Below are 12,874 nucleotides of genomic sequence, written 5' to 3'. Positions count from 1 at the left end.
AAGCTGCGCCTTTTGTCTTTTATACCCGTCATACTTCAATTCGCAGATGCGTTGGCTGCATTCAGTCACCCGAATCACTTACCTGAGTAAGCTCATCGGGATTCCATCACTTGCCGCCTTCCTGCGAACCGAATTATTTGGGTATAACGTATGTGCTTTTAACAGAAAGCTAAAAATTGCGTATGCTGAAGTAAATGAAATAAGACAAGAGACCTGCATGATATTAATAATTTACGCCCATCCTTATCCGCGCCATTCGCGGGCCAACCAGGGACTGCTCTCGGCAGTATCAGATTTACCCAACGTCGAAGTTCGCTCGCTGTACGATCTTTACCCCGATTTCAATATCGATATCGACGCCGAACAGAAAGCCGTCGAGCGCGCCGATCTGGTGGTTTTTCAGCATCCTATCCAGTGGTACGGCCTGCCGCCGCTGATGAAATTATGGATAGATAAAGTGCTGGAGCACGGCTGGGCCTACGGTCACGAAGGCAACGCGCTTAACGGAAAACATTGCCTGTGGGCGGTAACCACCGGCGGTAATGAACATCACTTCGAGCTGGGCGATCATCCGAATTTCGATGTGCTGGCGCAGCCGTTGCAGGCGACGGCAGTTTACTGCGGCATGCACTGGTTGCCGTACTTTGCAGTACATAACACGTTTATTTGTGACGAAGTGGCGCTGAAAGCCGCCGGTGAGGAATACCGCCAACGCCTCACGGCCTGCCTGAGCCTGAAAGAAGGCTGCCCGCCGGAGGTGAATCATGGATAACCATACCCTGATGATTGAAGGGCTGATTTATCTCGGCTCCGCAGCGCTGTTTGTACCGATTGCCGTCCGCCTCGGGCTGGGTTCCGTGCTGGGTTATCTGATTGCGGGCTGCATTATCGGGCCGTGGGGCTTGAAACTGGTATCTGATGCCGAGTCGATTCTGACGTTTGCGGAAATCGGCGTGGTGCTGATGCTGTTTGTGATCGGTCTTGAGCTGGATCCGAAACGGCTATGGACAATGCGCGCCTCTGTTTTTGGCGGCGGCAGTATTCAGATGGCCGGTTGCGGCGTGGTCCTCAGCGCATTTTGCTATTTCCTCGGGCTGGACTGGAAAGTTGCTTTGCTGATAGGCATGACACTCGCGCTGTCCTCCACCGCGATTGCCATGCAGGCGATGAGCGAACGCAGCCTGACAGCGTCTCCGATTGGCCGCAGCGCGTTTGCCGTGCTGTTGTTCCAGGATATTGCGGCGATCCCGCTGGTGGCGATGATCCCGCTTCTTGCCAGCACCGGCGAAGCCACAACGCTCCTGAGCTTTGGTCTGTCGGCAGCAAAAGTGGCCGGTGCGCTGGTGCTGGTGGTGCTGCTCGGGCGCTATGTCACGCGGCCTTTGCTGCACTTTGTTGCCCGTTCCGGTATGCGCGAAGTGTTCAGCGCCGTGGCACTTTTTCTGGTGTTCGGTTTCGGCATTCTGCTCGAAATGGCCGGTATGTCGATGGCGATGGGCGCGTTTCTGGCGGGCGTATTGCTGGCGAGCTCGGAATATCGCCACGCGCTGGAAAGCGATATTCAGCCGTTTAAAGGTTTGCTCCTTGGTCTGTTCTTTATCGGCGTCGGGATGTCTATCGACTTCGGCACGCTGGTGCATCAGCCGTTATTGATTGCCACGTTGCTGGTGGGTTTTATGGCGCTCAAGGCCGCACTATTGTGGCTAATTGCGCCGTGGCTGGGCGTACCGAAAAAACAGCGTGGCCTTTTTGCGATCTTAATCGGGCAGGGCAGTGAATTCGCTTTCGTGATTTTCAGTGCCGCGAAAATGGCTGGCGTGATGCCTGACGAATGGTCGAAAGCGCTGACGCTTGCCGTTGCGCTTTCAATGGCTGTAACGCCGCTGCTACTGGTGATTGCGAACCGAATGGAGCGTAATGCGCCGAAAGATGACCGTCCGCAGGACACCATTGACGACGAGAATGCGCAGGTGATTATCGCCGGATTTGGTCGCTTTGGTCAGATTGCCGGTCGTTTGTTGCTCGCCAATAATGTTCATACCGTCGTTTTGGACCACGATCCGGACCATATTGAGACGCTGCGAAAATTCGGCACCAAAGTGTTTTATGGTGACGCGACCCGCGTGGATTTACTCGAATCGGCAGGCGCAGCGCAGGCCAAAGTGCTGATCAATGCCATCGATGATGTCGAAGCCAACCTGCAACTGACGGCGCTGGCAAAAGAGCATTTCCCGAACCTGAAGGTGATTGCGCGTGCCCGTGACGTTGACCACTGGTATCAGCTGCGTCAGTTGGGCGTGGAAGCACCGGAGCGTGAACTGTTTGAAGGCTCTTTGCGCGTCGGGCGTGACGTGCTGGAAGCACTCGGTCTGGACGCGTATGAAGCGCGTGAAAAAGCCGATTTGTTCCGTCGCTATAACCTGAAAATGCTCGAAGCTACTATCGAGAATTACGAAGATACTGAATTCCGTATCGCCAGTATGCAACGTGCGAAGGACATGCTGACCGCCGCCATCGAGCAGGACCAGGAGCGTCTGTCGTCGGTTCAGTCTGGCTGGCGCGGGAGTATTGATGGCAAAGCGCCGGAAGAGGAAGTGATAGAAGCGAAGGGATAAACGCAGAAACTATTAACGCGTAAACTCATAACGCGTAAACGGAAAGCCGGCATCAAAAGTGCCGGTTTTTTTGATCAGCTCAGCGCAACTTTAATGCCTAAACCGATCAGCACGCCGCCGAGCAGTTTATCGATGATTTTCTGTGCTTTAGCCAGACCACGGCGAACCGGTGCGCTCTGGATTAACAACGCCAGCGAAGGCCACCAGACAACGGACAAGCTGACAATGATCGACGCGTACCACAGCTTTTCGCCCAGAGTGGAGTCGATCTGCAAAACCTGCGTAAACATTGCCAGGAAAAACAGGGTCGCTTTCGGATTCAGAAGATTACAGAGGTAACCCTGCACAAACGCGGTACGGAGTTTGACCGTTTGCGGTTCCAGCCCGTCGAGATTCATTTTGCTGTTGCTGCGTGAGAACAATGCCTGAATGCCGACCCAGATCAGATAGGCCGCACCGACATATTTCAGCAAATCAAACAGCCACGGCGTGGTGGTGATCACTACCGCCAGACCGGCCACGCAGTAAGACATATGCGTGATGACGCCGCAAATAACACCCAGTGACGTCATGAGTGCCGCTACGCGCGGGTATCGGGCCGCATTTTTGATGACCAGAAAGAAATCAGGGCCGGGAGAAAGCATGCCGAGGAACGCAATACTGGCAACAAAAAGGGTGGTTTCAAGCATGGAGATAACCGTCGTTATAGTTCAGAACAAAAAGAAGGCCGCATGATACGCCAATCCTTCGCAAGATAAATCACTCTTATGGCTTTATTTGCCGACGGCTCTTCACGAAAATAGCGGCGACTGTACCGTAAACGCCCCGCAGTGTAAGCGAGGTTGTACAAGGCCAGTGAGAAGGACAACCCCCCGATCGCGTATCCAGCATTTTCGGCTGCACAAACGAAGAATTTTCCGGTTTTTAACGCCATTTTATGCCGGAAACTGGCACGTCAGACGGGTAAAGTCCCGTCAGGGTAAGAGCTCTCTTATATCTTTGTAAAGCGTGAGTCTCCCTATCGACGGTTGATTGGGCTTTCCGTATAGTGTGGGCTGCTTTTTTGGGTCTCTTCAATCAACACAGGGCTTCATAATGATTATCAGCCTGATCGCCGCACTGGCGACCGATCGCGTTATTGGCATGGAAAACGCAATGCCTTGGCATCTACCCGGTGATCTGGCCTGGTTTAAGCGTAATACGCTCAACAAACCTGTCATCATGGGGCGCAAGACGTTCGAGTCGATTGGGCGACCGTTACCCGGCCGTTTGAATATCGTCATCAGCTCCAAGCCTGGCGAGCACGACGGCGTGACCTGGGTGACGTCGGTTGACGCAGCACTGGCCGCCGCCGGTGAGGTGGAAGAAGTGATGGTGATGGGCGGTGGACGCGTATACGAGCAGTTGTTGCCGAAGGCGAACCGTTTATACCTGACGCATATCGATGCGGAAGTAGAAGGGGACACACATTTCCCTGACTATGAGCCGGATGACTGGGAAAGCACTTTCAGCGAATTCCATGACGCTGATGAGCAAAACTCTCACGGCTACTGCTTCGAAATTCTTGACCGTCGCGCCTGATTTTTCTGGCTGACGTGTAAAGCAAAAAGGCACCTTTCAGAGGTGCCTTTTGTATTTATCCCGCCGCAAAATTACAGCGCTTTCGGAAGTTCGGACTGCACTTTGTCTTTCTGGCGGAGCGACGGCTGAGCGAAATAGGTTTTGTCTTCCCAGCGCAACATCGTCAAATCCCCGCCCCAGCAACAACCGGTGTCCAGCGCGTATATGCCTTCCGGCGCGCCTTTTCCTTCCAGTGATGCCCAGTGACCAAACGCAATGCTGTAACCCGCTTCCTGCACCGGACCCGGAATATCAAACCACGGCTTAAGCGGCCTTGGCGCGTTCTCCGGGACATCTTTGCAAATCATATCCAGCTGACCGTTAGGGAAACAGTAACGCATGCGGGTGAACGCATTGGTGCTAAAACGTAAACGCGCCAGACCGCTGAGCTCCGGGTGCCAGTTGTTCGGCATGTCGCCGTACATGGCATCGAGAAACAGCGGATAGGTGTCGCTGCTCAGTACTGCTTCGACTTCACGGGCGCACATTTTTGCGGTATCGAGATCCCACTGCGGCGTAATGCCCGCATGAGCCATCACCAGTTTAAGGTCGTCATCCACCTGCAACACCGGCTGGCGACGCAGCCAGTTGATCTGCTCATCGGCATCTTCTGCTTCGAGCAGCGGCGTAATGCGATCTTTCGGCTTGTTAAAGCTGATGCCCGCGTAAACCGCCAGCAGATGCAAATCGTGATTACCGAGCACCATCCGCACGCAATCGCCCAAGCCACTGACAAAACGCAGGACTTCAAGGGAAGACGGCCCGCGCGCGACGAGATCGCCCGTCAGCCAGAGAGCATCATTTTGCGGATCAAAATCCACCTGCGCCAATAGCGCCTTGAGTTCATCGATGCAGCCGTGAACATCACCAATAAGATATGTCGACATGTGGATTAATTTATCAGCGTAGGGATGGCGAGGCGGAAGACCGGAACCGGCACACGGAAACTTTTACCGTCGTGCGCGATCATTTCGTAGTGGCCTTCCATCGTGCCCAGCGGTGTTTCTAAAATCGCACCGCTGGTGTAGTGGAATTCGTTGCCGGGCAGGATCAGCGGTTGTTCACCGATAACGCCTTCGCCCTGTACTTCGGTCTGGCGGCCATTACTGTTAGTAATCAACCAGTAACGGCGAAGCAGTTGCACATTAAAACGCCCCAGATTGCGGACAGTGATGGTGTAGGCGAAAACAAAACGTTCTTCTTCCGGTATCGACTGTGACTCAACGTAGATACTTTGCACCTGAACACAAACACGGGGCGAATTAAGCATAACGCTACTCCTGAGGTTCCGGGGTTTTAGGTCGCGTGGACAACCAGTTAGCCAGTTTACAGAATTGCTCAACCGAAATATTTTCAGCACGCATGCTGAGATCCAGCCCCAGATCGCTCATTTGTTCTGGTGTGAACAGATGGCCCAGACTGTTGCGGATAGTCTTGCGGCGCTGGTTGAACGCATCGGTGGTCAGACGGCTGAGAATGCGAATATCTGATACCGGGTAGGGAATGTTGTCGTGTGGGACTAAACGGACCACGGCAGAATCCACTTTCGGTGCCGGCGTGAAGGACTCCGGCGGCACTTCAAGCACCGGAATAATGTTGCAGTAATACTGCGCCATCACCGTTAAACGACCATACGCTTTGCTGTTCGGGCCTGCAACCAGGCGGTTCACCACTTCCTTCTGCAACATGAAGTGCATGTCTTTGATGGCGTTAGTGTAGGTGAACAGATGGAACATCAGCGGCGTCGAAATGTTATAAGGCAAATTGCCGAAGACGCGCAGCGGCTGGCCGAGTTCTTCGGACAGTTCTGCGAAATTAATTTTCATCGCATCAGACTGAATGACGCGTAATTTGCCCTGAAACTTCGGATTGCTTTCCAGACGTGCTGCCAAATCACGGTCAATTTCGATAACGGTCATGCTATCCAGACGTGAGGCAACCGGCGCCGTCAATGCAGCCAAACCGGGCCCGATTTCGACGACAGCTTCGCCCGGCATAGGATGAATGGCCGACACGATGCTATCGATAACAAACTGATCGGTTAAGAAGTTTTGCCCAAAACGTTTACGGGCAAAGTGACCTTGGTGGACTCTACTATTCATTGTTGTTATTTATCGTTGCTGTTATTTGCCATACGAATGGCGAGATTTATTGCTGTCTTGAAACTGCCTGCATCGGCGGTGCCGGTTGCAGCGAGTTCAAGGGCGGTGCCGTGATCAACGGAAGTCCGGATAAAGGGAAGGCCCAGCGTGATGTTCACGGCGCGACCGAATCCCTGATATTTTAGCACCGGAAGGCCCTGATCGTGATACATCGATAAAACAGCATCGGCGTGTTGCAGATATTTAGGCTGGAATAACGTATCAGCGGGCAGTGGGCCAATAAGATGCATTCCCTGCTGCCGCAGTTCTTCCAGCGCCGGAATGATGGTGTCTATCTCTTCATGACCCATGTGGCCGCCTTCACCCGCGTGCGGATTGAGGCCACACACGTAGATTTGCGGCTCGGCGATGCCGAATTTGGTTCTCAGGTCATGATTCAAAATGGTGATGACTTCGTGCAGACATTCGCGCGTGATCGCACCCGGTACGGCTGACAGCGGCAAATGCGTGGTCGCCAGTGCGACGCGTAACTCTTCCGTTGCCAGCATCATCACGACACGGTTGCAATGGCTGCGGTCTGCGAAAAATTCGGTATGGCCGATGAACGGGATACCGGCATCGTTGATAATGCTCTTTTGCACCGGTCCGGTAATCAGCGCGGCAAACTCACCGCTGATTGCGCCGTCGCAGGCACGGGCCAGCGTTTCAACGACGTAATGGCTGTTGGCGACATCCAGTTTACCAGGCGTGACAGGCACCGCGGTGCTGACCGGTAGAACGGTTAATGTCCCCGCGGCCTGAGGTTCTGCCGGGCTGTCTTTTTGGTATTCACGCAACTGGATCTTCAGACCCAGTTTTTCGGCGCGATCAAGCAGCAGGGCCGGATCGGCACACACCACCAACTCAACAGGCCATGCCTGCTGAGCCAGCGCCAGTACCAGATCCGGCCCAACCCCGGCAGGTTCGCCGGGGGTAATGACCACTGATTTTGTCACGGAAGTATTATTTCCCATTACCGTCCATAATTTTCACGTACGCTTCAGCACGTTGTTCCTGCATCCAGGTCTGCGCTTCTTCCGCAAATTTACGGTTAAACAGCATGCGGTAAGCACGTTCTTTCTGTGCTGCATCTGTTTTATCCACCTGGCGGGTGTCCAGTAACTGGATCAGGTGCCAGCCGAAGGAGGAGTGAACCGGCGCACTGACTTCACCTTTTTTGAGGTTCATCAGCGCATCGCGGAACGCCGGATCGTACATATCCGGAGACGCCCAACCTAAATCGCCGCCCTGATTTGCAGAACCCGGATCCTGAGAAAGTTGTTTGGCTTCATCAGCAAACGTTGCTTTGCCGCTCTTGATATCCGCCGCAGCCTGTTCCAGTTTCGCACGCGCCTGTGCATCGGTCATCACAACGGATGGCTTGATCAGGATATGACGCGCATGAACTTCAGTGACGGAAACGGTTTTGTTATCACCACGAATATCGTTCACTTTCAGGATGTGGAAGCCCACGCCTGAACGGATCGGGCCGATAATCTGGCCTTTCTGTGCAGTGCTGAGCGCCTGAGCGAACAGGGAAGGCAGTTCCTGCAATTTGCCCCAACCCATGTTGCCGCCTTTCAGTGCCTGAGAGTCAGCAGAATAGGTGATAGCCAGTTTGCCAAAATCCGCACCGTTGTTCAGATCAGCGACGATTTTCTTCGCCAGCTGCTCTGCAGTATCGACCTGATCCTGCGTTGGGTTTTCTGGCAATGGCAACAGGATATGGCTGAGGTTAAATTCAGCACTGCCGCCGTTCTGAGCCGCAACCTGTTTGGACAGCTGATCGACTTCCTGAGGCAGGATCGTCACGCGACGGCGAACTTCGCTGTTGCGCACTTCACTGATCAGCATTTCTTTGCGGATCTGGGCACGGTAGGTGCTGTAGTTCAGACCATCGTACGCCAGACGGCTGCGCAGCTGATCAACGGAAATATTGTTCTGCTGTGCAATACCGGCAATCGCTTTGTCCACATCCTGATCGGTCAGCGTGATGCCCATGCGGGTCGCCATCTGCAACTGGATCTGATCCATGATCAGGCGATCAAGGATTTGATGGCGCAACGTGGCTTCATCGGGCAACTGTTGATTTGCTTGTTTGGCCTGTTGTGTCACCGACTGATACAGGCTGTCTACGTCACTTTGCAACACGACGCCGTTGTTCACGACGGCGGCAACTTTATCAACTTCCTGAGGGGCTGCAAACGCAGTGCTGGCACAAAGCGTCACGCCGAGGAGAAGTGTTCTCCAGTTCTTCATACTTTTTCCATTTGTCTAATCCGCAAGCGCGGGTTTCAAGTTCACTGAGTTCGTCGAGTCTTAACTCATCAATCGTGTCATCGGCTTAGAAAGCGCGTTGATAAGGCAGTATGCCGCTGGCCAACATTTCTTTCGTTCCGAGGGTTTGATTGTTACCCAGGCCTCTAAGTTCAATGTTGAATCCAATCTTATTGTCATACTTACTTTCGGACTTAACAGTATCGTAGCTGGTGATCTTACGTTCGTAGCCCACGTTGATGGCCCAGCAGCAGGTGTTGTACTGCAAACCAATCAGTTGATCGGCGGATTGCTGCGCTTTGGTGTCGTAATAATACGCCGCAACAATCGCCCAGCGGTCAGCAATCGGCCAGCTGGCGATGCCACCTACCTGGGAAATACCGTCCTGATAGCCCGGGTTAGTCACGTCAGGCAGTGTCGCCTGAATATATTCCGGGCTGGCATAACGGTAGCTCAACTGAATCATTCTTTCTGAATCTGCGCGGTATTCCAGCACGGCATCGCCTAACGCCAGCGCATCTAAACGGGTGTCATACTGCACGCCGCCACGAACGCCCCAGAAATCATTGATTTTGTAATAGCTGTCACCGGCCCACACCAGGCTGCCCCGGTCATCACTTTTATCCAGCACACTGTTCACGTCGCCCGTGCGCGGTGGCTGGAAGTAGTAAATCTGACCGGCAGACGCATTGAAGCGTTCTTCCAGATTTTCGTCGTAAACACGGGTCGTTAAACCGGTTGCCACCTGATTCGCCGAAGCAATACGGTCCAGGCCGCTGTAGCTCTTATCGCGGAACAGACCGGTATAGTCGGACTGTAACAGTGTCGAGTCATAGGTATTGATCGAACTTTGGTTACGATAAGGGATGTACAAATACTGCGCGCGCGGTTCGAGGGTCTGGGTGTAATCACTGTTCCAGTCCATCGTCCGGTCGAAGACCATTTTACCGTCGGTCTTGAACTCAGGCATTACGCGGTTCACCGATGAACGCAGTTTGGTATCCGGATTCGCATCGTAATACGCATCCGGAATATCCTGCTGATAGTGTGTCGCCATCAGCTTAACTTCGTTATCCAGGCTTCCCCAGCCGTTGCTCAGTGGCAAACTAAGGGTAGGTTCGAAATGTGTACGCACCGCTTCCGGGTTGTCAGGGTTAACGCTGGTGAATTTCACCGCCTGACCGTAAAGATGCAGGTCGAAAGGACCCACATCATTTTTGTAATAGTTGATATCCAGCTGAGGCTGAGCACGGTAGGCATTACTGTTACCGTAATCAGAGAATACCTGGAACTGCTTGCTGGCCAGCGTCACATCCCAGTTTTCGTTGGCATAGCCTACGCTAAACTTCTGGGTGGAATAGCCGTCAGTGCTTGAACCGTATTTCGAATCGAAATCGGTGAAGTAGTACGGATCACTGACCTTGGTGTAATCGACGTTGAAGCGCCAAACCTGATCGTATACACCGGCATGGCGCCAGTAGTACATCCAGCGCTTGGTCTTATCGCTGGTCCGGTTTTCATCATCAACGTACTGCTGATCGATTTTCTTATCGTTACCGAGATAATCAAACTCCATCAGACCTGCGCCGGCCACGGTCAGATAACGGAATTCGTTCTGCAATTGCAGACCACGGTTACTCATGTAGTTCGGCGTAATCGTGGCATCGTAGTTAGGCGCAATGTTCCAGTAATAAGGAACAGTCAGGCCAATGCCATTGTTGGTGCTGTATTTGGCATTGGGGATCAGGAAGCCTGAACGGCGTTTGTCACCAATCGGCAACTGCATATACGGGCTGTAGAACACCGGAACCGGGCCGATATGGAAACGGGCGTTCCAGATTTCAGCCACTTCTTCCTGACGGTCCTGAATCACTTCTGAACCCACTACGCTCCAGCTGTTATCGCCGGGCAGACAGGTGGTGAATGTGCCGTTATCCATGATGGTGTAGCGGTTGTTGTCACGCTGCTTCATCTTGTCGGCATTACCGCGGCCCTGACGGCCTACCATCTGGTAATCGCCATTCTGGACGTCGGTATCTTTCGTCGTCAGGTTTGCAAAACCTTTCGGGCCATTCAGCTTGATCTGGTTATCGTTATAACGCACGTTCCCGGTCGCCGTGGCGGTGCGGGTCGGAGTGGGCTGATTGGGGTTGGCAATTTGGTTGAGCTGAACATGATCGGCATCAAGCGTACTGTTACCCTGCACAATATTAACGTTGCCGCTGAAAAGCGCGCTGTCAGGATAATTTCCGGTGGCCTTGTCGGCATTGATGGTCACAGGCAGTGAATTAGGATCACCCTGCACCAAAGGTTTGTCATAGGTCGGAACGCCGAGCATACATTGCGCTGCGAGGTCGGCCATTGCGCCGTGACTGTACAATACTGACCAGATTGTGGCAGCCAGCACTGTGGGTAAGCGTGTTTTCAGACGTCTGTTTTTCATACGTAAAATGGTGTTCCGTCATCAGAGGCATCATGCCGGCAAACGGTCAGAGACTATATCACTCATCATGGTTGCGCTAGTGTTAAATCCAACCTGTTACGCTGTCGCCGTTAGGCACAACGATAAATGCCGGTTATGATAAAGCAATTTTTAAGCGACGGCATGGCGAATTGAGGAGTATATGCAGTATTGGGGAAAACTGCTCGGACTTATCCTGGGCTTATGGTCCGGTTTAGGCTTCTGGGGAATTGTTTCAGGGGTGTTGATAGGGCATATGTTTGATACCGCGCGTTCCGCGAAACGCCGGGGATATTTCGCCGATCAACAGACACGTCAAACTATCTTTTTCCGCACCACGTTTGAAGTGATGGGGAATCTGACCAAATCAAAAGGCAGAGTCACCGAGGCGGACATACAAATCGCCAGTCTTTACATGGATCGCATGCAGTTGCACGGTGAGCAGCGTGAAGCCGCCCAGCGTGCCTTCCGCGACGGTAAAGATGCGAATTATCCGTTGCGGGAAAAAATGCGGGCATTGCGCACTGCGTGTTTTGGCCGCTTTGATCTGATCCGGACTTTTCTGGAAATCCAGATCCAGGCTGCGTATGCCGACGGTTCATTGCATCCGAACGAGCGTGAAGTGCTGTATGTGATTGCCGAAGAACTCGGTATCTCCCGCATACAGTTTGATCAGTTCCTGCGCATGATGGAAGGCGGACAACAGTTCGGTGGAAGTCAGCAGGGCGGTCACTCTTATGGCGGCGGTTATCACCAGACACAGCAAGGCCCGACGCTGGCCGATGCCTGTAAAGTTCTGGGTGTAAATGCCACCGACGATGCGACCACCATCAAACGTGCGTACCGCAAGCTGATGGGCGAGCATCATCCTGACAAACTGGTCGCGAAAGGTTTGCCACCGGAGATGATGGAAATGGCAAAAGAGAAAGCGCAGTCGATTCAGGCCGCGTATGACCTGATCAAAAGAGAGAAAGGTTTTAAGTAATCTTCTCCGACGCAAAAGTAAAAGGCGCTGAATTGAGCGCCTTTTTTGCATTTTGGGGAACGTTAAAAATCCGGCTCGCAGTTAAATACCAGCGGCGTGTCGGTAATCGGATGGTAGAACGACAGCTCCTGCGCATGCAGTTGCAGACGGTCGGCGGCGGCCAGCGCCTGCGGATGTGCGTAAAACTTATCACCCAGAATCGGATACCCGAGTGCCAGCAAATGCACGCGCAGCTGGTGCGAACGCCCGGTAATCGGCCGGAGTTTGACGCGCGTCGTGCCGTCCTCATCCCACGACATCACTTCATACTGCGTGAGCGCTTTCTTCCCGGTCTCATGGCAAACTTTCTGCTTGGGCCGGTTGGGATAATCGCAAATCAGCGGCAAATCAATAATGCCGTAATCTTCTTCGACCCGTCCCCAGACGCGCGCGATATACACTTTCTTGGTTTCGCGTTCGCGGAACTGGCGTTTGAGTTCCCGCTCCGCGTCTTTGGTCAGCGCCACCACAATCACGCCGCTGGTCGACATATCCAGACGATGCACGGATTCGGCTTCCGGAAATTGCTGCTGAATGCGCGTCATCAGGCTGTCCTGATGCTCGGCTAGTTTCCCCGGTACCGAAAGCAGCCCGCTTGGTTTATTCACCACCATGATGTGTTCATCCTGGAAAATCACCTGCAACCAGGGATCGGTCGGTGGATTGTAATTCTCCAGCGGCCGGGTTTTGGACGGTTCAGGCATTGTCGGTTGATGTTCGCTCATAGCGGTTTCAG

The 12,874-nt window shown here is 53.3% G+C and carries 12 protein-coding genes; 4 read left to right on the top strand and 8 right to left on the bottom strand.

Annotation, left to right across the window (positions count from 1 at the left end):
• Positions 1–217 precede the first annotated feature (217 nt).
• Positions 218–772 carry a glutathione-regulated potassium-efflux system oxidoreductase KefF gene (gene kefF, locus BV494_RS13680; RefSeq protein ID WP_104923375.1) on the top strand — a complete coding sequence of 185 codons (555 nt, stop codon included), beginning with the start codon at positions 218–220 and terminating at the stop codon, positions 770–772.
• A complete protein-coding gene (gene kefC, locus BV494_RS13675) occupies positions 765–2,615 on the top strand; it encodes a glutathione-regulated potassium-efflux system protein KefC (RefSeq protein WP_104923374.1) in 1,851 nt (616 codons plus the stop codon). The genes kefF and kefC overlap by 8 nt, the downstream gene beginning before the upstream one ends.
• Before the next feature lie 74 nt (positions 2,616–2,689).
• On the opposite strand, the gene BV494_RS13670 is transcribed toward kefC, so the two are convergent.
• Positions 2,690–3,304 (bottom strand): LysE family translocator, encoded by a 615-nt coding sequence (locus BV494_RS13670; protein WP_104923373.1) that lies wholly within the window; start codon positions 3,302–3,304, stop codon positions 2,690–2,692.
• 406 nt (positions 3,305–3,710) lie between these two features.
• Between BV494_RS13670 and folA the strand changes: the two genes are divergently transcribed.
• Positions 3,711–4,196, top strand: coding sequence for a type 3 dihydrofolate reductase (folA, locus tag BV494_RS13665; RefSeq protein ID WP_104923372.1), 486 nt, complete (start codon positions 3,711–3,713; stop codon positions 4,194–4,196).
• Positions 4,197–4,267: 71 nt separating this feature from the next.
• On the opposite strand, the gene apaH is transcribed toward folA, so the two are convergent.
• The 6 genes from apaH to lptD form a co-directional block, all read right to left on the bottom strand.
• The gene (gene apaH, locus BV494_RS13660; protein ID WP_104923371.1) at positions 4,268–5,122 is read right to left on the bottom strand and encodes a bis(5'-nucleosyl)-tetraphosphatase (symmetrical) ApaH; all 855 of its coding nucleotides are present in this window, start codon (positions 5,120–5,122) and stop codon (positions 4,268–4,270) included.
• A 5-nt stretch (positions 5,123–5,127) separates the two neighbouring features.
• Entirely contained in the window at positions 5,128–5,505 is a 378-nt protein-coding gene (apaG, locus tag BV494_RS13655) for a Co2+/Mg2+ efflux facilitator ApaG/CorD (protein ID WP_104923370.1), read from the bottom strand.
• Between the two features lie 4 nt (positions 5,506–5,509).
• Positions 5,510–6,337, bottom strand: coding sequence for a 16S rRNA (adenine(1518)-N(6)/adenine(1519)-N(6))-dimethyltransferase RsmA (rsmA, locus tag BV494_RS13650; protein ID WP_104923369.1), 828 nt, complete (start codon positions 6,335–6,337; stop codon positions 5,510–5,512).
• A 5-nt stretch (positions 6,338–6,342) separates the two neighbouring features.
• Positions 6,343–7,350: a 4-hydroxythreonine-4-phosphate dehydrogenase PdxA gene (gene pdxA / locus BV494_RS13645; RefSeq protein ID WP_104923368.1), complete on the bottom strand. Its 1,008-nt coding sequence runs from the start codon at positions 7,348–7,350 to the stop codon at positions 6,343–6,345.
• The gene (gene surA, locus BV494_RS13640; protein ID WP_104923367.1) at positions 7,340–8,635 is read right to left on the bottom strand and encodes a peptidylprolyl isomerase SurA; all 1,296 of its coding nucleotides are present in this window, start codon (positions 8,633–8,635) and stop codon (positions 7,340–7,342) included. Before surA ends, pdxA begins: the two co-directional genes overlap by 11 nt.
• Before the next feature lie 85 nt (positions 8,636–8,720).
• Positions 8,721–11,096 (bottom strand): LPS assembly protein LptD, encoded by a 2,376-nt coding sequence (gene lptD / locus BV494_RS13635; RefSeq protein ID WP_104923366.1) that lies wholly within the window; start codon positions 11,094–11,096, stop codon positions 8,721–8,723.
• A gap of 181 nt (positions 11,097–11,277) precedes the next feature.
• Here lptD and djlA point away from each other — a divergent pair, with 181 nt between their 5' ends.
• Positions 11,278–12,099 (top strand): co-chaperone DjlA, encoded by an 822-nt coding sequence (gene djlA, locus BV494_RS13630; protein WP_104923365.1) that lies wholly within the window; start codon positions 11,278–11,280, stop codon positions 12,097–12,099.
• A 62-nt stretch (positions 12,100–12,161) separates the two neighbouring features.
• Here the strand turns inward: djlA and rluA are convergent, their stop codons facing one another.
• Positions 12,162–12,863, bottom strand: coding sequence for a bifunctional tRNA pseudouridine(32) synthase/23S rRNA pseudouridine(746) synthase RluA (gene rluA / locus BV494_RS13625; protein ID WP_104923364.1), 702 nt, complete (start codon positions 12,861–12,863; stop codon positions 12,162–12,164).
• Positions 12,864–12,874: the final 11 nt, after the last annotated feature.

Origin of the sequence: Rahnella sikkimica (assembly GCF_002951615.1) — a bacterium.
In the GTDB taxonomy this organism is placed as follows: Bacteria; Pseudomonadota; Gammaproteobacteria; order Enterobacterales; family Enterobacteriaceae; genus Rahnella; species Rahnella sikkimica.
Note: the sequence above shows the minus strand (reverse complement) of the source record. Positions and strands in the feature narration are given on the sequence as shown.

What these genes read in the sequence shown, in the direction of transcription:
- lptD (WP_104923366.1), bottom strand. Translation starts at nt 11,096, where the DNA reads ATGAAAAACAGACGTCTGAAAACACGCTTACCCACAGTGCTGGCTGCC.
- djlA (WP_104923365.1), top strand. Translation starts at nt 11,278, where the DNA reads ATGCAGTATTGGGGAAAACTGCTCGGACTTATCCTGGGCTTATGGTCC.
- kefF (WP_104923375.1), top strand. Translation starts at nt 218, where the DNA reads ATGATATTAATAATTTACGCCCATCCTTATCCGCGCCATTCGCGGGCC.
- BV494_RS13670 (WP_104923373.1), bottom strand. Translation starts at nt 3,304, where the DNA reads ATGCTTGAAACCACCCTTTTTGTTGCCAGTATTGCGTTCCTCGGCATG.
- kefC (WP_104923374.1), top strand. Translation starts at nt 765, where the DNA reads ATGGATAACCATACCCTGATGATTGAAGGGCTGATTTATCTCGGCTCC.
- folA (WP_104923372.1), top strand. Translation starts at nt 3,711, where the DNA reads ATGATTATCAGCCTGATCGCCGCACTGGCGACCGATCGCGTTATTGGC.
- rsmA (WP_104923369.1), bottom strand. Translation starts at nt 6,337, where the DNA reads ATGAATAGTAGAGTCCACCAAGGTCACTTTGCCCGTAAACGTTTTGGG.
- pdxA (WP_104923368.1), bottom strand. Translation starts at nt 7,350, where the DNA reads ATGGGAAATAATACTTCCGTGACAAAATCAGTGGTCATTACCCCCGGC.
- apaH (WP_104923371.1), bottom strand. Translation starts at nt 5,122, where the DNA reads ATGTCGACATATCTTATTGGTGATGTTCACGGCTGCATCGATGAACTC.
- surA (WP_104923367.1), bottom strand. Translation starts at nt 8,635, where the DNA reads ATGAAGAACTGGAGAACACTTCTCCTCGGCGTGACGCTTTGTGCCAGC.
- apaG (WP_104923370.1), bottom strand. Translation starts at nt 5,505, where the DNA reads ATGCTTAATTCGCCCCGTGTTTGTGTTCAGGTGCAAAGTATCTACGTT.
- rluA (WP_104923364.1), bottom strand. Translation starts at nt 12,863, where the DNA reads ATGAGCGAACATCAACCGACAATGCCTGAACCGTCCAAAACCCGGCCG.